Source organism: Campylobacter canadensis (assembly GCF_013177655.1).
Taxonomy (GTDB): domain Bacteria; phylum Campylobacterota; class Campylobacteria; order Campylobacterales; family Campylobacteraceae; genus Campylobacter_E; species Campylobacter_E canadensis.
The window spans coordinates 1,419,102-1,439,402 of the sequence record NZ_CP035946.1 but is presented as its reverse complement, the minus strand read 5'-3'; the positions used below and the strand labels follow the sequence as shown (position 1 = coordinate 1,439,402).

Genomic DNA, 20,301 nt, shown 5'->3' with positions numbered 1-20,301 from the left:
GATGTTTGATAATATGTCTCAACAAGTAAGAGTTATTATTGCAGTTATATTAGCCTTATTGTTTTTTAGTGTTTATGGTTATTTAGTTCCGCAACCAGTGCAACAAGAACAAAATAGTACTTTAAACGAACAAAGCACTAAAGTTACTAAAGATGCTTTATTACCAAATAAAGAAAGTAAGAAAACTAGTAAAATTATTGCTAGTGTTAAAAATGAGCATTTTAGTGCAAGTATTAATGAAAATGGTGAAATTAGTAGTTTTTTACTAGAAGATAATAGATTTAAAAATGAAAATAATGAAGCTATTAATTTAGTAAATGATGAGCTTTTACCACTTAGTATGCAATTTTATGATGAAGATTTTCAAAAATTATACAATTCACAAGCATTTAGCGTACAAAAACAAGAATTTAATACAAATGAAGATATTGTTTTAAGCAAAAATCTTAATGGTGTTATACTTGAAAAAATAATTAATTTTAAAGATAATGGTTTTTATGAAGTAAAGCTTAAAATAAGCGATGATAAAGAACATAAATTTGTAATCACTCCAGGTTTAAGACCAAATATTTTAGCAGATTCTTTAACAGTTCATGGTGCGATGATTTATAAAAGCGATGAAACAAAAGACGATTATGAAGATGACAGCATAAAAAAAGCTGATGAAGTTGTTATTTCTAATGCGCAAATAGCTGCTTTTTCTGATAGATATTACACTACTTTATTTTATAATTTTAACCAAGATTTTAAAGTCGTTTTAACAAATAGCACAAGTAATCTTACTCAAGGAAGAATTATTGCTACAAACAATGCACATTTTTATGCCTATATCGGACCAAAAGAACATAAGATTTTAGATGGAGCTGATAAGCGTTTAAGTAATGTTGTTGAATATGGTTGGTTTACTTTTATAGCTAAACCTATGTTTGCATTTTTAAATAGTATTTACAATTTTGTAGGCAATTGGGGATGGGCTATTGTAATTTTAACAATAATTATAAGAATAATACTATTTCCTTTAACATATAAAAGTATGGTTTCAATGCAAAAATTAAAAATTCTTGCACCGAAAATGAAAGAAATTCAAGAAAAATATAAGGGTGAACCGCAAAAAATGCAAATGCACATTATGAATTTATATAAAGAGCATAAAGCAAATCCTCTTGGAGGTTGTTTGCCGATATTAATTCAAATTCCAATCTTTTTTGCTATTTATAGGGTTTTGTTAAATGCTATTGAGTTAAAAGCAGCTCCTTGGGCTTTATGGATTAACGACCTTGCATTACATGATCCTTTTTATATTTTACCTATTTATATGGGACTTACTATGTTTTTACAGCAAGTTATAACTCCTATGAATATACAAGACCCAACACAGGCAAAAATTATGAAATTTTTACCATTAATATTTGTAATCTTTTTCATATCTTTCCCTGCTGGACTTACACTTTATTGGTGTGTAAATAATACTTTTTCTTTAGCTCAACAATATTTTATAAATAAAATTTTTGCACAAAAAGAGAAGAGTAATGCAAGTAAGTGAAAAAACATTAGAACTAGCTTTAATAAAGGCTAGTTCAATAGCAAAATGTTCTATAGTTGATTTAGAATATACAGTTATTCAAAATCCTAGCAAGGGCTTTTTAGGTTTTTTTAAAAAAGATGCAATTATTGAATTTAAAGAAAAAGATAATATTTCAGAAGAACTCTTAGCAAAGATACAACAAGATTTAGAGCTAGCATTTAAAAAAGATTATTTTAGCGTAAAGCAAATCTTGATTAAAAGTATTAATAAACAAAGTATTAGTGTTGAATTTATTTGTGATAATTATGAATTATTTTTAGGTAAAGATTTGCATAAATATAAATATTTAGATATTTTAGTAAGTCATCTTGTAAATACTAAATATAATTTATATACAAGAGTTTTAGTGCAAGATTATTTAAACGAGCATATAAAAGAATTAAACGAACACCTAAATGATGTTAAAAATAAACTAAAAGATTATTCAAGGGCAAATACAAAACCACTAGAGCCAACTTTATTAAATATTGCTTATTTTACCTTATTAAAAGATTTAACAAATAAACATATAGTGATAAAAGATAGTTCTGCTGGAAAATATATTATGATTTACGAGAATAATAAATGAGCACAATAGCAGCTCTAGCAACAGCTGGAGCAAATAGTGCAATAAATATTATAAGATTAAGCGGAGAGCAAGCCTTAGAATACAGTTTAAATTTGTTTAAAGATAAAGACAAAGATAAATTAAATAAAAAACCTAGATATGCACATTTTTTAAAATTATTTATCAATAATGAATTTTTTGATGAAGCTATAGTAATTTATTTTAAAGCTCCTTTTTCTTTTACAGGGGAAGATGTTGTAGAATTTCATATTCATGGTGGAATTGTAAATGCGCAAAGTTTATTATTTTATTTATATTCTATTGGAGTTAAAGCAGCAAAGCCAGGAGAATTTAGCAAAAGAGCGTGTCTAAATAATAAAATGAGTTTAGAAAAGGCTATTTTAATAAATGAATTAATTAATGCAAAAAGTAATAATGCAAGAAAGATAATTAGCAAAAATATAGATGGAGCGTTTAAGCAAATTATAATGCAAACTCAAGATGAAATTATAAAAACATTAGCTTTTATTGAGACTGCAATTGATTATGCTGATGATGATTTACCGAGTGATATTTTAGAAAATGCTAAAAATATGCTTTTTGATAATGCAAAAAAATTAGAAAAAATAGCAGAGCAAAGCCAAAAGAAAAAAGCCTTAATTGAAGGTTACACACTTGCAATAATTGGTTTGCCAAATGCAGGAAAAAGCTCTTTGCTAAATGCTATATTAAATTCAAACCGAGCAATCGTTAGTGATATAGCAGGAACCACAAGAGATAGTATTGAAGAGCTTATTAACTATAATGGACATTTATTAAAATTAATAGATACTGCAGGTATTAGAAATAGCAATGATGAAATAGAAAAAATTGGAGTAGATAAAAGCTATGAAAGCATTAATAAGGCCGATTTAATTATATTTTTAAGTGATGCTTCAAGAAAACTTCTCGCAGAAGAAGAAGAATTGATTAAATATATAAAAAATACACAAAAAGATTGTATTTATGTGCTAAATAAGTGCGATTTAAATATTTTAAATAGCTTAGAAGCTGTAAAAATTAGTGCTAAAAATAAAGATATTGATGAGTTATTAAATGCCTTAAATAATTTTTTAAATTCTTCAGTTGATAATGAACTTATCTTAACTAGTTCTAGTTTAATTCAGGCTTTTAACGATGCTTCAAAAGCTATTTTTAATGCTTGTGATGTATTTTTAGAATTAGAACTTTGTGCTTTTTATTTAAATCAAGCTTTAAATGTGTTAAATATTTTTGGTAAAAATACTAATAGCGATGATTTATTTGATGCAATGTTTTCAAATTTTTGTTTAGGAAAATAGGAATAAAAATTGCTTATAGTTTTTTGTTAGTAAAGGAGCAAAGATGGAATTTTATAAATCAAAACCTTTAATAGTAAGTGCCTTAGCAGGTAGAGATTTAAGGCAAAAGCTAATTAGTTCAAATATTGCAAATATTGATACACCTTATTATAAGGCAAGAGATATTGATTTTGAAACTATGCTAGAACAAAAGGCAAATTTACTTTATAAAAAACAAGAAGCACCGATGATTGCGGCAACAAATGAAAAACATTTTGGTATCGGTATGAATAATCAACTAGCACTTACTAACAAGGCTCATCAACTACCATTTGATAGCGACTTAAGTAAAACAGGAACGATTTTTGCTAGAGATGGGCATTTACAAAGAAATGATGCTAATACAGTTGATTTAGATGTAGAAACGAGTGAGCTTAGCAAAAATGCTATTATGGTTAGTGCACTAGATAGTGTTTTAAAAAAGCAAAGCGAGTTGGTAAGAAGCATTATTGAAAATAGCTCTAAATTAAATTAAGGATAAAAAATGGCATTTTTAAGTGATTTTGATATTAATGGTTATGGCTTAAGCGCACAAAGATTTAGAATGAATTTAATTAGCTCAAATATAGCTAATGCAAATACTACAAGAACTGCAGAAGGCGGACCGTATCGCAGACAAGATGTGGTTTTTAAAGCAATTAATTTTAATGAAGTATTAAACAATGAAATTGTAAAAGATAATACTTTTTTTGAATATGAAAATCCACTTGATGACCCAGTTAATTTTCCTAAAGCAAATCCTGCTGTGATGGGGGTTGTAGTAGATAAAGTTGTAAGAGATGAAAAGGATTTTATATTAAAATACGAGCCTAATCATCCTGATGCAAATGCTGCTGGGTATGTTTCATATCCTAACATAAATCCTGTAATTGAAATGAGCAATTTAATTGAAGCAACTAGGGCTTATCAAGCAAATGTTGCGGCTTTTAATAGTACAAAAACTATTGCACAAAGTGCGATTGATTTATTAAGATAAGAGGTAAAAAATGAACGATATTAGATTAAATTCTTTATTTGGGCAAAAATTAGAATTACCGCAAAATACTAATAAGCAAGCAAATAATGAAGAAGATTCAAAAAGCTTTATGGATATGCTTAATAGTGAGCTTAAAGAATTAAATGAAGAGCAAATTAAAAGCGATGCTGCAATGAGTGATATTGCAACAGGTAGGGTAAAAGATTTACACCAAGCTGCAATAGCAATCAACAAGGCTGAAACTTCAATGAAATTTATGCTTGAAGTAAGAAATAAAGCAATTAATGCTTATAAAGAGATAAGTAGAACTCAAATTTAAATGTTTGATAGCAAAAGAGTTGCAGTTAGCTGTTTTTTAGCTATTACATTTAGCTTTTTTTTATTAATCCTAGCTATTTTTTCTAGGTATTCTCATTCAAATAGTTTTAATTTAGAAAAAGGAGAAAGGATTAGAGCCATTAGAGGAGATATTATTAGCTCTGATGGCTATACCCTAGTAACTAGTAAAAAGACTTTTAGAGCTGAAATTGATTTAAGAAGTTTAGATTTTGATAAACTTGATTATTTTTTAAAATTATTTGGAATTTATGCTTTTATTGATGATAGTGAAATTAAAAAAATAAAAGAAAATATTTTAAAAGCAAAAAAGCGTAATCAGGCTAATTTTGTTTTAAGTAAAGATATTGATGAAAAAGCTGCTTCTTATTTGCAAGAATTAGCACAAAAAATAAATTATTCTAATATCTTCAAAGCCTTTGAAAATAAAAATAAAAAAATAGAAACAAGAGGGCTTAGTATAGTTGAGCATAAAGAAGATAGAGAATTTTTAAAATACGATACACTAACACCTATCTTAGGTTATTCACAGCTTGATTTGCAAAATAATATCTTTGCTAATATTCCTAAAAAAGGTTTAGAAAAGTATTATGATGATTGTTTAAGAGCGCAAAGTGATTATAAAATAAGTGGAATAAAAGGAATTGGAAAAAATATTGTAATTAATAAAAATAGTTTTTTATCAAGTAGAATTGATGGTTGTAAATTATATTTAAATATAAATCTAAAATTACAAAAAGCATTTGAGAGAATAGCAAGTATTGCAAATAAAGAATATGATTCAAAAGAAGTAATAATAGGTGTATTAAATAGTGATGATGCAAGTATTTTAGCTCTTGCTACTAGTAAAAGATACGACCCTTATAATAGAAAAAGTGATTTATCGTATTTAAATTCTTCTGCTGTGGAATTTAGCTATGAGCCAGGCTCGGTTATTAAGCCAATTGCCTTTGCTAATTTATTAAAATTAAAAAGAATTACACCTTATGAATTAGTAAAAACCTATGGTGGTAGATATAAATTAGATAGATTTACAATAACCGATACCCATCCTATGGATTCAATGATAGCTGAAGATATAATTGTATATTCATCAAATATAGGAATGGTGCAAATTAGCAATAAAGAAAGTGTAAGTGAGTTAATTGATGGTTATAAAGAGTTTAATATTGGCGAAAAAACAGGCATTGATTTACCGTATGAAAAAGCAGGTTTTATAAAAGCAGCCAATAAAACTTATGATGTTGAAAAAAACACTATGGCTTATGGCTATGGTTTTTCAAGCACCTTTATTCAACTTTTAGCAGCTTATAATGTTTTTAATAATTATGGAACTTATAAAATTCCTAAACTTGCAAAAGCATATTCTATTAATGGTGTTTATAATGAATTAGATAATTCTTATAAAAAAGAAGTTTTACCGCTAGAAATTGCAAAGCAAATGAATAGAATTTTAATTAAAACTGCAAATCAAAAATCATTAGAAAAATTTTGGCCAATTGGTATTAATGTAGGTGGCAAAACAGGAACAGCAAGAGTAAATATAAATGGAGCTTACACTAAAGATCATAACGCTAATTTTTTTGGCTTTGCAAATGATTTAAACCATCGTTATACAATAGGTGTTTTGGTAATATCTCCAAATAAAGATAAAAAAGGTTATTATGCAGCACAAACTGCTTTACCTGTTGCTGCTTTAGTTATAAATCAGCTTGTTGAAGATGCTTTTTTAGAGCCAAATTATAAGTAGGAAAAAAAATGAATTATGAAAAAATAAAAAAGGATATGATTACATTTATTAATCAGCAAATACAAAATTTTAATGGAGCTGTCGTTGGGCTTAGCGGCGGTTTAGATAGTGCTATTGTGCTAACTTTATTAGCAAATAGCAACAAACAAGCACACGCTTTAATAATGCCAACTAAATTTTCTAACCCAAAAAATTATGATGATGCACTCAACTTAGCAAAAATGTTAGATGTAAAATACTCAGTAATTGATATTCAAGATATTTTAGACTCTTTTATAAAAGCAAGTAAAACAAGCGATAAAATTCAAATTGGTAATTTTGCAGCTAGGATTAGAATGACATTGTTATATGATTATTCTGCAAAACATAATCTTTTAGTAGCAGGAACATCTAATAAAAGTGAGTTAATGCTAGGATATGGCACTATTTACGGTGATTTAGCTTGTGCTTTTAATGTACTAGCACAGTTTTACAAAAGCGAATTATTTGCTTTTGCTGATTTTTTAGGAATTCCTAAGCAAATAATTAACAAAAAACCGAGTGCTGATTTATTTGAAGGGCAAGATGATGAAAGCGAAATTGGTTTTACCTATGAGCAAATAGATAATTTTTTGCAAAATTTTCAAAATAATACTAAAATAGAACCTGTTTATTCATCATTACTAAATCGTATTGAGAAAAATAAGTTTAAACAAGAGGGGATAAAAATCTTTAAAAGGTAAAAATATGAAAGAAATATCTAATTTTGTCAATACTCTATCAAAAGAGGACAAGGAAAGTTTAATATCTTATTTGGACAAAGACAATATAAGTATTTTAACAAGTTATTTGCAAGATATGTTTAAATGTAAAAATATTGTCTTAACAAATAATCACACAGCAGCTCACCACCTTGCTTTAAGCGCTATTGATTTAAAGCGTGGTGATAAAATTTTATGTAGTGTAAATTCTTTTCCTAATGTTGCACAAAGTATTAGATATTTTGATGCAGAACCTATATTTTTAGATGTAAATACAAGTGATTTTAATATAGATTTATCTTATTTGAAAAAAACTTTAGAATTTAAAAAGCACAAAAAATTAAAAGCAATTATTTTAAATCATTCAGCAGGTTTAGCTTCTTGTATTGATGAAATAAAAGAGCTTTGTGATTTTTATAATATTAAAATTATCAATGATTGTGGTTTTTCTTTAGGTATTGAATATAAAAATAAATTAATAGGGGAAAATGATTTTATTTCTTCTTATGCTTTTAATGCAGTTAGTAAAAATCCATTATTTTCTGGTGGTTTTTTAGTAATTAATGATGATAGTGTTTATAAAAGAGCAGAACTTCTAAATAATAATGCAATTATAGAAAATGCTTGGGGTAAAGATGGGAATTTGGGTTATTTTTACGATATTGTAGATATTGGATATGAATACAAAATGTCTTCTATTTGTGCAGCACTTGCCTTTATAAAAATTCAAAAATATAAAGAAGAAATCAAAAGACGCAGACAAATAGCTAAAATTTATAATGATGAATTATCTAATTTAAAGCATATTCATTTGCCTATTGATAGCAAAGAGCATATTTATTCAAGATATATAATAAAAGTTGATAAAAATAGAGATAATTTTGCAAGAAGATTAAAAGAAATGAATATAAATACAGCAATTAATTATATTCCTATTAATTTTTTAAGTTATTATAAGCAAAAATATAATTTAAAAATTACAGATTTTCCTAATGCTTTAAGCAATTATCAACAGATTTTATCATTACCAATTAGAGCAGATTTAAGCGATGATGAGGTTTATTATATTTGCAAATGTGTAAAAGAATTAGATTCTAAGTGGGTTTAGTCTTATTTTAATCTTTTTTAAGATTAAAATAAGTTTATATAAATTTTGGTGCATCATTAGAAAATAAAATTAAATCATTTTCCTTTGTATATTTTGCTAAGGTATTTTGCAGTTCATCTTTATTTTTTAAAATTATTTTATCTATTGTAAGATTTTCTTCAAAAATTTTAGCATTTAAAGACCCAGTTATTATTGCAAAATCAAAACACTGATTGATTATTTTACAAAGCTCAATATTGATATCTTCATTTACTTCTATTATTCCAGGACTAACTAGAATTTTTTTACCCTTATTGTAACTTGAAACTAAATGATAGCTTTGAGACATTCCATCATAATTACCATTGTACCCATCATCTATTATAAATTTAGGTGTTTTTGTAATTATTTGCAATCTATGTTCTGTTGCTTGAATATTTTTTATAATATTTTGCAATTCTTCATTACTAAAATCAAGTTTTAAAGCTAATTTTATACAAGCTGCAAGATTGTATGCGTTAAATTCACCAAGTAAATTAGCTGTATATTGAGTGTTATTCATCTTAAAACTTAAAGCTTCAAGGCTTGATTTAATATCGCTTACTTCTAAATCATAAGCACATTCTTCATTAGCACTTGAATGGCATATTTTATACTCTAATCTTGTACTTTGAAGGCATTCTTTTTTACATTCAAGTATATTTTCTTTGCTTTTAAAAAATTCTAAATGCGCTATGCCTATTTGACCTATTATTACAAAATGTGGCTGTACGAGATTGCTTATTTCTAAGATATCTCCTTTTTTTCTAGCTCCTGCTTCAATTATTAAAATTTGTGTATCATCTTTAAGATTATTGTTAATATCGCTACACAAACCAAGAGTTGTATTAATGCTACCTTTTGCATAATGAACTATATATTTTTTAGATAAAATTTGTGCTAAATAATGTTTAATGCTTGTTTTTCCATAACTTGCTGTAATTAAAACAACCTTGCAATCTTTTAAAGATTGTATTTTATTTTTTGCCTTATTGTAATAATAAATATTTAAAAATTTTTCAATCATATAAGATAAAATAAGGCTTAATAATAAATAATCTAAGATATGCGCATCAAAATTATTTACATAATGTAAATAAGAAAAAATTAGAGCTAAAAATGCGTTTAGGGCAAATAATCTTTGAATTCTTTTTGTAAAAACAAGTTTTTTATCAAGAAATCTAGCCCATAAAAAAATACATATAAAATAAGCTATAAAAATTAATATAGAAATAGCAATGTGCATTTTAAAAGAAAAGACATAAAGTAAAAAAGGTGCAATTAGAAAGTAAAAATGCCATTTTGGTTTATGAAAATTAAAAATAACTCTTTTAATTTTATAATTATTCCATTGTAAAAGTGTGCTTATATAATAAAGCATTAAAAAAGAAAATAAATAAGATAAAACATAAGCAATCACCATAAACCTCCATCTTTATTTTCTACATTCAGTGTGTTAAGAAAATCTAAAAAATTATTTTTTTTATTTTTGCAAAGACAAATATTAAAATTATTTTCTAAAATATTTTTAAAATCATCACACAAAAACACATTTTTTAAAGCTTTTTGAAGTTCTTCATATACTATTTGCTCTTCTTCAAAAATAATCACTCTTCTTGCTTGTCCAAAATTAGTACTTTGATTAAAATCATTTAAAAATACAAAGTCTAAAAGCTCTAAATCCTTAATGTTAATATTAGTTAAAGCGTTTAAATTTGCAAAGCTTTGTGTAAAAATTTGTGGTACGAAAATATTTTGGAAAAATTTATCATCTAGCATTAAATCCTGATAAAAAAAGCTAGAATTTTTTATTTGCTTATAATTAACATTCTTTGCATAAACAATATTTGCACCAAGCTTATTTAAATATTCTAAATTATTACAAAAAACTATTTCTTCATTATTTAAAACATCTTTTTTTATATCTAAGCTTAAGGTGTTTAGCCTTAGTCTTTTAGCGCAAATAAAATCAATTTCATTTAACAAAACCAATTTTTTTTCTATAAAAAGCATTCTTGCAAGTCTAAAAAGTGCTTTGTCTAAATCATCTACAAGTAAATAGCTAATATCAAAATCATCAATTTTTATTTCTTCTTGTACAATGATTACATAAGCGCCTTGCAATGCTGCAATACTTGCTTGTTTTTTATCATAAGCAAAAAAAGCACAAGCCTTCATATCTTTTTTAAGCTCTGTGCAAAAAAAGTTAATTTTGCTTAGACTGGATTTATGTAGATACTTAGCTTGTAATAAGTTTTTTAAATTCTCAATATCCATCAGCCTATTATACTTCCATTATCGCAAGGTGTTAATGGGCTTAATAAAACCAAGCTTTCATCTTGATTTTTAGCACTTAAAATCATACCTTCGCTTAGATGTTTAAAGATGGTTCTTGCTTTAAGATTACTTAATAATACTATTTGTTTTCCTACTAAATCTTTAGGATTATAATTTTTAGCAATACCGCTTAAAACCTGTCTTTTTTCATTACCTAAATCAAGTTCAAATTTTAATAATTTTTCACTTCCTTCAACATTTTCGCAGCTAATTACTTGAGCAATTTGCATTTTGATTTTTGCAAAATCATCAATTGTAATATGGTCATTTTGTGCTTTTTCTTCTTGTTTTTGTGTTTTTTCTTCTAGCATTTTTTCCTCTTTTAATTCTACTCTTGAAAATAAATGTTCGCATTCGTTTAGACTAAATTCTTTAATAAAGGTGTTTAATAAATCATATTTTATTTCAATATTTAAGGCCTTAGCTAGTTTATTTGTGCTATTTATTAAAACAGGGCTTAGTAATATACAAGCATTTTTAATTATGTTTAAAATACTAATTAACAAGCTTTCTACTTCATTTTGATTTGTTTTAATTAATGCCCAAGGTTCGTATTTTGAAATCATAGAATTTGCAATCTTTAAAGCCTTAAAAATATTGCTTAAGTAATCATTAAATTTTAATTCTTCAATTGCTTTAATGCTTAAATTAAAAAATTCTTTTGCTTCTTTTTCTTCTTCATAAATTTTGTCTTTAAAGCTAAGTTTTAGATTAAAATATTTTTTTGCCATTGAGATTGTTCTACTTACTAAATTTCCAAATTCATTTACCAATTCAGAATTAATTTTTTCAACCATTAAGTGTTTTGAATAATCCCCATCATTTCCAAAAGGCATATAAGATAATAAATAATATCTTAAAGCATCATTGCTAAATTCATTTACAATATCAAGCGGATTAATCACATTGCCAATACTTTTGCTCATTTTTTCTCCATTAATCAGCCACCACCCGTGTGCTGCAACACATTTTGGTAAAGGCAAATCAAGGCTCATTAAAAATGCAGGCCAGTAAATAGCGTGGAATTTTAAAATATCTTTTCCTACAAAATGAATTGCATTTTGCCAAAAAGGCATTTTTTCTTCATTTTCTAAATAACCTAAAGCGCTTAAATAATTGCTTAAAGCATCAAGCCAAACATAAATTACATGTTCTTTATCATCATTTAAAGGTACTTTTATACCCCAATCAAAACTAGTTCTACTAATTGATAAATCTTTTAAACCTTGTTCTACAAAGGCTATTACTTCATTTTTTTTACTAGTAGGAAAGATTGAATTTGGGTTTTGCTTATACCAATTTAATAAATCTTTTTCATATTTGCTTAATCTAAAAAAATAGCTTTCTTCTTTTAAAATTCTTGTGTCTTTTTTGCAATCTGGGCATTTATTGTTTTCTAATAGTTGAGTTTTTGTGTAAAAACTTTCACAAGAAACACAGTAATGCCCTTCATATTCGCTTTTATAAATATCCCCTTTTTCATACATTTTTAAAAATATTTTTTTAACACATTCTTTGTGTTTTTCATCTGTAGTTCTAATAAAATAATCATTGCTAATTTCTAAGTTTTTCCATAATTGTTTAAATTCATTGCTTATTTTATCTGCGTATTCTTTTGGACTTGTGTTATTTTTTTTCGCACTTTCTTGAATTTTTTGCCCATGCTCGTCTGTGCCTGTTAGAAAAAAAACTTCATCATTTTGTAATCTTTTAAATCTAGCGTAAGTATCTGCTATTATTGTTGTATAAGCATGCCCTATATGAGCTTTATCATTTACATAGTAAATTGGAGTTGTAATATAAGTTTTCATAATATTCCTTAAAAATTAAAGTCTTGAGATTTACCTTCTGACATACTCTCATAAGTTGCATTTACAAAGTCATCTCTAATTTTGCAATCAAAAATTTTTTCACAATTAATACAGCTAAGGGTATTTTGTGTTTCTTTTTGACAAGCTTGAAGCCTTTGCTTTGCTTCAAGTAATCTTTGTTTATAAGTGTTCATCTAAGAACCTTTTTTCCTTCATTGAGCCAAGATAGCAAGGTGTGCTAGCATGAATTGTGCTAAATTTTAGGTTAAGCAAACTTTCATAACCTTTTGAGCCTTTAATCCCATCACTAGAAAATCCACCTGCTTTTTCAAAAATATAAGCAAAAGGAAAAACTTCAAATAAAGCTCTTAATTTAGCGCTTTTACCATCATTTAAACTAAGTTTTTCTTTGCTAGGATAAGAAAAAATTCCACCACCTTTTAATAAAATTTGATGCAAATCGCTAACCATTGCACCACTGTATCTTAAACGATAGCCATCGTTAAAAATTGCTTCAATCATATTTTTATGTTCTTTGTAATAATCTTTTTGGGTGCCGCCTGTTGCATTGATTTTTGCATTTGAATCTAGTTTTAAATCTTTTACAAAATTAAACTCGTTGTTTTGTAAAATATATAATTTTGGGTCTTGAAGACAAATAACTAGCTGGGTGTTTGGACCATAAATAGCATAAAGTGCTGCTTTTAAATTTTTTGGCTCTGCTGTTTCTTCATAAATTGCAAATATTGAACCAATAGCAAAATTAACATCAAATAACGAACTTCCATCAAGTGGGTCGTAAGCAACTATGTACTTTGCATCATCGTATAAAAAATATGGATCTTGCTTTTCTTCGCTAATTATTGCTTTAATTGAACCAACTTTGCTTAGTTCATTTGTAATTATCATATCGCTTAAAACATCTTGTTTTAATTGTAAATCTCCACTTGCGTTACTTAGCTCTGTATAATCAGTATCTGCATTTTCAAAGCTTTGTTTAATTTTAATAACGCTACTTTGTATAGCTTTTATGATTTCTTGCATTAAATCTCCTTAGCATTAGTTATTATAAATTCGCTGATTGCTTTTATATCATCAAGATTAAAATGAGTGATTTTATAATCTTTTTTTGAATAAGTTGCAATCGCATCTGAAAATTCTAAATAGCTTTCATCAACTTCTTTGCAAAACACACAAAGTCTTGGCAATGGTAGAGTTTTTAAACCCTCAACTAATATAATATCAGCATCAAATCTTTTTAAAATCTCATCAAATTCTAAGCTTTCATTATGAAAAAAAGTAGTTCTTTTTGGGCTAATTACTGCAACACTTGCGCCAGTGCTATAAAATTTATAACTATCTTTTGTGTTTATATCAAATATTGCTTTATCTTTTGGGTCGTGTTTTATTATTGCTACTTTTAGATTTAAGCTTTGTAAATATTCAGATATCTTACAAATTAAGGTTGTTTTACCTGAATTTGACGGACCTGTAAATGCGTATGCTTTTTTCATTATTAACCTTTTTATTTAAAATTACTTTTAATATATTAACAAAAGAGAGTTTATGAAAAAGGTATTTATTTTATTATTTTGTTTAATTTTTGTTTCTTGTTCGTCTAGTAATCTTGATAAAAATGAAATAGTTATTAAGACTAAATTAATTAGTGCAGGAGTGCTGCTAAGTTATATCGGAGAAGAAGATAATATGGATTTATATGCAATTAGTGGCATTAGTAATTTAAAAAAGCTTTATATTGATGATAAACTTTATTTTGCAAATAAAATTGAAAGCAAAAGCAAGTATGCCTTACTTTTACCATATTTTAATGACTATCAAGAAAGTTATTTGATTAAAAGCATTAAAAGCGATAAAAGTAGGGTAAAAATTACTATTTTTGAATTAGACAATCCTCTTTATATAAATTTTCAAAAAAGTCCGAAATCTTTGGATTATCACCTAAAATAGTTAGATAAATAAAGTAATTTGCTAGTACTTTTTTAGCATATAATCTACTTTCTAAATAAGGTACTAATTCCATTGATAAAAATGGTTCGTATTCTTTGAATTTTGATTTTTTACTAAACATATATTCTTTATTTAACATTCTTTTTGTAAAGCCTAAGCCGCCGTTGTATGCGTATGCGATAAATACAGGATGACTTAGACTTTTTTCAAGTAAATTTAAGTGAGCATTAGCAAATTTATAAGCGATTTCAGGCTTAAACATATTTAGTTCATCAAAATTATTATCATTAAAATCAACCTTAGCAGTATGTTTTGCTACAAAGGGCATAAATTGCATCATACCCAAAGCATAAGAAACGCTAACGCTAGCAGGCAAAAATCTACTTTCTTGCATTGCTATTGATAAGATTAAAGCCTGTCTTTTTATAGGATAATCTTTTAATAAATCATAAAACGCAAGTGGATAGATATTGTCTTTATAATTACTTAATTTATTGCTAATTGCAAGATACTGTCCTTGGGTATTTATAGTATTAAATTTTTCTTGCATTTTTATCAATTCTTCTTTGCTTGCATTTTGCAGTGAATTTATAAATTTTACCTGCAATAAAGCATCGCTTATATTGTAATCTAATTTTTTATTTGGCTTAGGTGTGATTATTTCAGGCAATTTTGTATTAGTCATTTGCTTTGCTAAAAGACTATAAATATTTAAATCATCACTATTTGCTAATTGCTTTAAAATTTTATTTTTATCTTTTTTATTTTTACTTGCTAAGTATGCAAAAAATAAAGCATTATCTCTTGGTCTTTTATATTTATAAGTATTTGCTGCTTGAAGAAAAAATACTCTTGCTTGAGTTTTATAATTATGCATTAAAGAATTTAAGCCTAAAGCAAAGGCTAAATCTTCTTTAGCATCATCTTTTTTTACGGAAGCTAGTTTTTCTCTTATTAATTTATATTCATCATTTACCATTGCAGAATTTAAAAATTTATAAGCATAAGGGCTATTTAGCATAGAGCTTTTTGTTTTTGGTCCTATTTTTACATCATTTAATTTATAATTTCCTTCATAAACTAATTTTAATAAAATATCTCCATAGCCATTTTCTATACAATATTTAATTGGGTCTTTTTGAGCTAAAACAATTAATAATTTTGATAATTTTTCATTTTTTAAAACATCTGCGTATTTTTTTAGATTAATATTATCAATTTTTTTAGAAAAATTTATATTTGATAATCTTTTTATTTGGCATTTTATATCGGCTTGATTTATATTAGCTTGAGTATAAGTAAGACAAGTATCATTAATTTCTTCCTTTGTCTTATATCTTTGGTTTATTTCTTTTTGTAAAACACCAGAAAATCTAAAAATTTGAGATTTTAAACTAGCTAAATCTACATCTTTTAACTCATCATTAAGCAATAATTTATATAAAAAATAATCTTTGGCTAAAGAATTTGGCTCTTTTTTAAGCTCATTAAAAGTATAAGCAAAGCAAAAACTACAAAATAAAAGCATTAATATTTTTTTCATCATCCATCCTAAATTAAAATTATTTTAACTAAATAATAAAGTCCAATTTTTATAAAATAAATTCCAAGAAAAATCAAAATAGGGCTTAAATCAACCATTCCTATTACTAAAAATCTTCTAGGAATTATCATTTGAACAAGCTCAAAAGCAGGGCGAACTGTTTTGTGTAAAATATAAATTATTTTATAAACAAATTCATTACTTGTTCTAATTGGAATAAAACTAAGCAAACAATAAGCAATAATCATATATTGATATATGTTTAAAGCATAAATTAATATATTAAAAATAAAAATTACAATGCTAAACATTTTGCCTTAACCTTACAATATCTTTAAAAATAGGTGCAATTGCTTCATATAACAAATTAAGTTCAGGTCCGTGAGCACTAGCGCTTAATAATAATCTTAAAGACATAAATAATTCTTTTCCTTTTAATCCGCAAGAAAAATCTTTTTTAAATTCATCATAATTAAGTGGTAAAGTATCAGCCTTAAGCATTGCTTCTTCAATTTTTAATGCAGGGTTTAAAAAATCTTCATTTTCTTTAAAAATTATATTTTTTGGTAGAAAAATAGGTGCTAATTTTGCACTTAATTCTATTAAGGTATCAGCTTCTTGAGTGTATAATTTTGCTAATTTTGCAAGATTTTTATAATTGGTAAAATTAGCTAAAAACTCATCTTTAAAAAGAATTTTTACTAAAAGTTCATCATCAAGCATTTTTATATGTTCTCTATTTATAAATTTTAATCTATCAATATCAAATTTAGCTGGAGATTTAGAAATATTTTTTACATCAAAAAAGCTAATTGCCTCTTGTAAAGTAAATATTTCTTTAGGGCATTTATTTCCTAAAGAAAGCAAGTAATTAGCAATAGCGCTAGGTAAATAACCATTATCTAAAAGCCATTGAACACTAGAATGAGCTTCTCTTTTACTAATTTTTTTGCCTTCTTCGTTTAAAATTATTGGAAGATGGGCAAATTTTATTTCTTCATTATAATTTAAACTATTTCTTATATGAAGTTGTTTTGGAGTATTGCTAGTGTGGTCTTCTCCTCTTATTATAAAGCTAATAGCCTCACTCATATCATCTATTGTACAAGCAAAATTATATGTTGGAGTTAAATCCTGTCTTAAAATTACAAAACTATCAATATCATTTGCTTGAAAGCTTAGTTGCCCTTTTATTTCATCAGTAAAACTAATGCTTGTACTAGGCTTTTTAAGTCTTATTACATAAGGTTTATTTTCTTCTTGCTTATTTTCACAAGTTCCATCGTATCTATAAGCTTGATTATTGTTTTTTGCTTCTTCTTTCTTTTTTTGCAATTGTTCTTCAGTGCAATAGCATTTAAAGGCTTTTTTTTCTTTTAAAAGCTGGTTTGCTAATTGTCTGTGAATGTGTAAATTATTGCTTTGAATATAATAAGCATCCCAACTTATTCCAAATAAAGTTAATATTTTTTTAATATCTTCTTCTTTACCTTCAATATTTCTTGCTGTATCTGTGTCTTCTATTCTTAGAATGAATTGCTTATTTTCTTTTTTTGCACTTACAAAATTAATAAGAGCTACTCTTAAATTGCCAATATGCATATCACCTGTTGGCGATGGTGCGAATCTAAACATTTATAAATCCTTGCTATTATGAAATTTTTATGTAATCATTGTATTTTAATAAGGTAAAAAATGAAGGAAGTATTAAAAAAAATTTCTTTTTTTAAAGATTTTAGTGAAGAAGAATTAGAAGAATTATCAAAAATTTGTATTTTAAGAACTTATGAAAAAGATGAAATTTTATTTTATGAAGGTGAAAATAGTGAATATTTGCATCTTTTAATTAAGGGAAATTTAAAAATTTACAAGGTAAATTCAAAGGGTGTTGAGATTGTTTTACATAGATTTAATGCTATGAATTTCGTGGCTGAACTTGCAAATTATGCTAATATCGCCTTTCCTGCAAGTGCGAAATTTTTAAGCACTTCATCTGTGATTAAAATACATTTTCAAAGCTTAAAAGATAGATTTTTAAATAAGACTTCTTTTGTATTAACTTTACTTAGTGCTTTATCTCAAAAATTAATTTATATGTCTGATTTTGTGCATAATGAAATGATTTTAAGTGCTGAAGCAAAATTAGCTAAATTACTTTGCGAGCAAAGTGAATTGTTTGCTAGTATTAAGCATAATCAACTTGCTTCTTTTATAAATATGGCTCCTGAAACCTTTTCAAGGTTGTTAGCAAAATTAAAAAACGATGATATTATTGAAATTAATAATAAGCAAGTTATTATTAAAGATATGAATTATTTAAAATCTTTATACGAAGGCTAAAAATGTCAAACCATCTTATTTTTGCTATTGCTTTTTGCGTGGCTAGTTTTGTTGCAAATTTTTATATTTATAAGTTTTTTTTATCAGCAATCTTTACAAGACATAAAAAAATTCTTAGGGTTTTTTTCTTTCTTTGTTTTATTTTAAATGTTTTGTTTTTGTTTTTAATGAGAAGCGATTTTTTATATGATGATGTTTATTTAATATTATCTTTAATTCTTGCTTTTTCGTTTTTTTTCTTTTTAATAGGTATTTTTTATTCTATTTTTTCAGGTTTTATAAAATGTAATAGTTTTAATGAAGGTAGAAGAAAAAGTCTTAAATTTATTTTTGATGTAGGTTTTTTATTAATTGCTGCATCTTGCTTTTTTAAAGGAGTTTTTAATGCTTTAAGAACTCCACCAATTAATAAAATAACAATTAAAGCTAACACAAATTTAAAAATAGCCTTAATTACTGATTTACACTTAGGTAAAAATGTTCACAAGAATTTTTTAGTAAAAATTATTCAAGAAATTAATGAACAAAATGTTGATTGTGTTGCTATTGTTGGCGATTTAATTGATACTAATATTAAAGAAATTGATTATTTAGATGAGTTAAATTCTTTTAATGCACCTGTGTTTTATGTAACAGGAAATCACGAATATTATCATAATGCAGATGAAATTATAGAGCAATTAAGCAAGACAAAATTACAAATATTGCAAAATGACAGTGTGAATTTTAAAGATGTTGTAATTAGTGGCTTGAATGATTTAAGAGGAGCAAAATATAATAAAGCACCAAGCTTTACAAACATTTATCAAAAATTTGATTCAAATAAATATAATATTTTATTAGCACATCAGCCAAGAATAGCAAAGGAATTTAATTTAGAAAAATTTGACTTAATCTTAAGTGGTCATACACACGCAGGGCAGATTTTTCCTTTTAGTATTTTAGTTTATTTACAACAAGGTTTTTTATATGGACTTTATGAAATAGGTAAGAAAACAAAATTATATGTTAGTAGTGGGGCGGGCTTTTGGGGTCCTAGCGTTAGGTTTTTAGCACCTAGCGAAATTGCAATTATTAATTTGGAAAAAGAATGAGAAAGAAAATATCAAGAATTTTTGGAAATATAGTTAAGAAAGAATATCCTAGTTTTTTACAACATTTTATAAATAAATGTTATGTAAATTATTTTAATATTGATTTAAGTGATTTTAAAGATTATAAAGAATATAAAAGCCTTTTAGAACTTTTTACAAGAAGATTAGTTAAAGAAAGGAAGTTGCCTAGTTCTGAGTTTATTAGCCCTTGTGATGGCTGTATTTTAAGCTATGGTGTAAGCAGTGATTTTAAGGCTTTTAGTATAAAGAATAAAGAGTATGATATTATTGAATTACTTGGCTTTAAACCTAATAAGCAAATGAATTTTTTAAATATTTATCTTAGTCCAAAAGATTATCACAATTATCATTCACCTTGCAATATGCAAATTTTAAGTGCTAGATATTTTTGCGCTGAGCTTTTTAGTGTAAATTTAAAAGCACTTTCTTTGCACGAAAATTTATATTCTCGCAATGAAAGAGTTGTTTTAGAATGTTTAAGTGATGGTAAAAGTAAATTTTATATGGTTTTTGTAGGTGCGGTTAATGTTGGCAAGATGGAATTTGATTTTGATACAAGTATAAAAACAAATATGCCAAACGGAGCTGATTTTTTAAAAGAATACGATAATGTGTATTTACAAAAAGGTCAAATGTTAGGAAGATTTTTAATGGGCTCAACAATACTAATACTTTCAAGTGATTTTTCTTTTGATGTAAATGAAGGAAAAATTTCTTTTGCAGATGAAATAAAAATAATAAAATAAAA

The 20,301-nt window shown here is 25.9% G+C and carries 22 protein-coding genes; 13 read left to right on the top strand and 9 right to left on the bottom strand.

Annotation, left to right across the window (positions count from 1 at the left end; genetic code table 11):
• Position 1 precedes the first annotated feature (1 nt).
• From yidC to CCANL266_RS06830, 9 genes are read left to right on the top strand one after another with little or no spacing between them, the layout of a single operon-like run.
• A complete protein-coding gene (yidC, locus tag CCANL266_RS06870) occupies positions 2–1,543 on the top strand; it encodes a membrane protein insertase YidC (RefSeq protein ID WP_172233257.1) in 1,542 nt (513 codons plus the stop codon).
• On the top strand, positions 1,530–2,153 hold the full coding sequence (locus CCANL266_RS06865; RefSeq protein ID WP_172233254.1) for a protein jag: 624 nt from the start codon (positions 1,530–1,532) through the stop codon (positions 2,151–2,153). Before yidC ends, CCANL266_RS06865 begins: the two co-directional genes overlap by 14 nt.
• Positions 2,150–3,472 (top strand): tRNA uridine-5-carboxymethylaminomethyl(34) synthesis GTPase MnmE, encoded by a 1,323-nt coding sequence (gene mnmE / locus CCANL266_RS06860; protein WP_172233251.1) that lies wholly within the window; start codon positions 2,150–2,152, stop codon positions 3,470–3,472. Before CCANL266_RS06865 ends, mnmE begins: the two co-directional genes overlap by 4 nt.
• A gap of 43 nt (positions 3,473–3,515) precedes the next feature.
• Complete coding sequence (gene flgB / locus CCANL266_RS06855) at positions 3,516–3,986, top strand: flagellar basal body rod protein FlgB (RefSeq protein WP_172233248.1); 471 nt, start codon at positions 3,516–3,518, stop codon at positions 3,984–3,986.
• Positions 3,987–3,995: 9 nt separating this feature from the next.
• On the top strand, positions 3,996–4,487 hold the full coding sequence (flgC, locus tag CCANL266_RS06850; protein ID WP_172233245.1) for a flagellar basal body rod protein FlgC: 492 nt from the start codon (positions 3,996–3,998) through the stop codon (positions 4,485–4,487).
• Positions 4,488–4,497: 10 nt separating this feature from the next.
• Positions 4,498–4,806, top strand: coding sequence for a flagellar hook-basal body complex protein FliE (gene fliE / locus CCANL266_RS06845; protein WP_172233242.1), 309 nt, complete (start codon positions 4,498–4,500; stop codon positions 4,804–4,806).
• Complete coding sequence (locus CCANL266_RS06840; protein WP_172233239.1) at positions 4,807–6,573, top strand: penicillin-binding transpeptidase domain-containing protein; 1,767 nt, start codon at positions 4,807–4,809, stop codon at positions 6,571–6,573.
• An 8-nt stretch (positions 6,574–6,581) separates the two neighbouring features.
• A complete protein-coding gene (locus tag CCANL266_RS06835; protein WP_172233236.1) occupies positions 6,582–7,295 on the top strand; it encodes an NAD+ synthase in 714 nt (237 codons plus the stop codon).
• A 4-nt stretch (positions 7,296–7,299) separates the two neighbouring features.
• Positions 7,300–8,421 carry an aminotransferase class I/II-fold pyridoxal phosphate-dependent enzyme gene (locus CCANL266_RS06830; protein WP_172233233.1) on the top strand — a complete coding sequence of 374 codons (1,122 nt, stop codon included), beginning with the start codon at positions 7,300–7,302 and terminating at the stop codon, positions 8,419–8,421.
• 34 nt (positions 8,422–8,455) lie between these two features.
• Here CCANL266_RS06830 and CCANL266_RS06825 read toward each other — a convergent pair whose 3' ends face one another.
• From CCANL266_RS06825 to mobB, 6 genes are all read right to left on the bottom strand, one after another.
• On the bottom strand, positions 8,456–9,862 hold the full coding sequence (locus tag CCANL266_RS06825; RefSeq protein WP_172233230.1) for a Mur ligase family protein: 1,407 nt from the start codon (positions 9,860–9,862) through the stop codon (positions 8,456–8,458).
• The gene (locus CCANL266_RS06820; RefSeq protein WP_172233227.1) at positions 9,856–10,617 is read right to left on the bottom strand and encodes a hypothetical protein; all 762 of its coding nucleotides are present in this window, start codon (positions 10,615–10,617) and stop codon (positions 9,856–9,858) included. Before CCANL266_RS06820 ends, CCANL266_RS06825 begins: the two co-directional genes overlap by 7 nt.
• Positions 10,618–10,715: 98 nt before the next feature.
• Entirely contained in the window at positions 10,716–12,587 is a 1,872-nt protein-coding gene (metG, locus tag CCANL266_RS06815) for a methionine--tRNA ligase (RefSeq protein WP_172233224.1), read from the bottom strand.
• A gap of 8 nt (positions 12,588–12,595) precedes the next feature.
• Entirely contained in the window at positions 12,596–12,781 is a 186-nt protein-coding gene (locus CCANL266_RS06810) for a hypothetical protein (protein ID WP_172233221.1), read from the bottom strand.
• Entirely contained in the window at positions 12,768–13,631 is an 864-nt protein-coding gene (locus tag CCANL266_RS06805) for a class 1 fructose-bisphosphatase (RefSeq protein WP_172233218.1), read from the bottom strand. The genes CCANL266_RS06810 and CCANL266_RS06805 overlap by 14 nt, the downstream gene beginning before the upstream one ends.
• Positions 13,631–14,116 (bottom strand): molybdopterin-guanine dinucleotide biosynthesis protein B, encoded by a 486-nt coding sequence (gene mobB / locus CCANL266_RS06800; protein ID WP_396021583.1) that lies wholly within the window; start codon positions 14,114–14,116, stop codon positions 13,631–13,633. The genes CCANL266_RS06805 and mobB overlap by 1 nt, the downstream gene beginning before the upstream one ends.
• A 37-nt stretch (positions 14,117–14,153) precedes the next feature.
• Between mobB and CCANL266_RS06795 the strand changes: the two genes are divergently transcribed.
• Positions 14,154–14,555: a hypothetical protein gene (locus CCANL266_RS06795; protein WP_172233214.1), complete on the top strand. Its 402-nt coding sequence runs from the start codon at positions 14,154–14,156 to the stop codon at positions 14,553–14,555.
• Here CCANL266_RS06795 and CCANL266_RS06790 read toward each other — a convergent pair.
• Genes CCANL266_RS06790 through gltX form a run of 3 tightly spaced genes read right to left on the bottom strand, consistent with a single transcriptional unit; the run spans position 14,479 to position 17,733 of the window.
• Positions 14,479–16,098: a transglycosylase SLT domain-containing protein gene (locus CCANL266_RS06790; protein ID WP_172233212.1), complete on the bottom strand. Its 1,620-nt coding sequence runs from the start codon at positions 16,096–16,098 to the stop codon at positions 14,479–14,481. The two genes, CCANL266_RS06795 and CCANL266_RS06790, sit on opposite strands and share 77 nt — an antisense overlap.
• 8 nt (positions 16,099–16,106) lie before the next feature.
• Entirely contained in the window at positions 16,107–16,409 is a 303-nt protein-coding gene (locus tag CCANL266_RS06785) for a YggT family protein (RefSeq protein WP_172233210.1), read from the bottom strand.
• The gene (gene gltX / locus CCANL266_RS06780) at positions 16,402–17,733 is read right to left on the bottom strand and encodes a glutamate--tRNA ligase (RefSeq protein ID WP_172233208.1); all 1,332 of its coding nucleotides are present in this window, start codon (positions 17,731–17,733) and stop codon (positions 16,402–16,404) included. The genes CCANL266_RS06785 and gltX overlap by 8 nt, the downstream gene beginning before the upstream one ends.
• 60 nt (positions 17,734–17,793) lie before the next feature.
• Here gltX and CCANL266_RS06775 point away from each other — a divergent pair, with 60 nt between their 5' ends.
• From CCANL266_RS06775 to CCANL266_RS06765, 3 genes are read left to right on the top strand one after another with little or no spacing between them, the layout of a single operon-like run.
• Positions 17,794–18,438 (top strand): Crp/Fnr family transcriptional regulator, encoded by a 645-nt coding sequence (locus tag CCANL266_RS06775; RefSeq protein ID WP_172233206.1) that lies wholly within the window; start codon positions 17,794–17,796, stop codon positions 18,436–18,438.
• Between the two features lie 2 nt (positions 18,439–18,440).
• Complete coding sequence (locus CCANL266_RS06770) at positions 18,441–19,532, top strand: metallophosphoesterase (RefSeq protein ID WP_172233204.1); 1,092 nt, start codon at positions 18,441–18,443, stop codon at positions 19,530–19,532.
• Complete coding sequence (locus CCANL266_RS06765; RefSeq protein WP_172233202.1) at positions 19,529–20,299, top strand: phosphatidylserine decarboxylase; 771 nt, start codon at positions 19,529–19,531, stop codon at positions 20,297–20,299. Before CCANL266_RS06770 ends, CCANL266_RS06765 begins: the two co-directional genes overlap by 4 nt.
• Positions 20,300–20,301 lie beyond the last annotated feature (2 nt).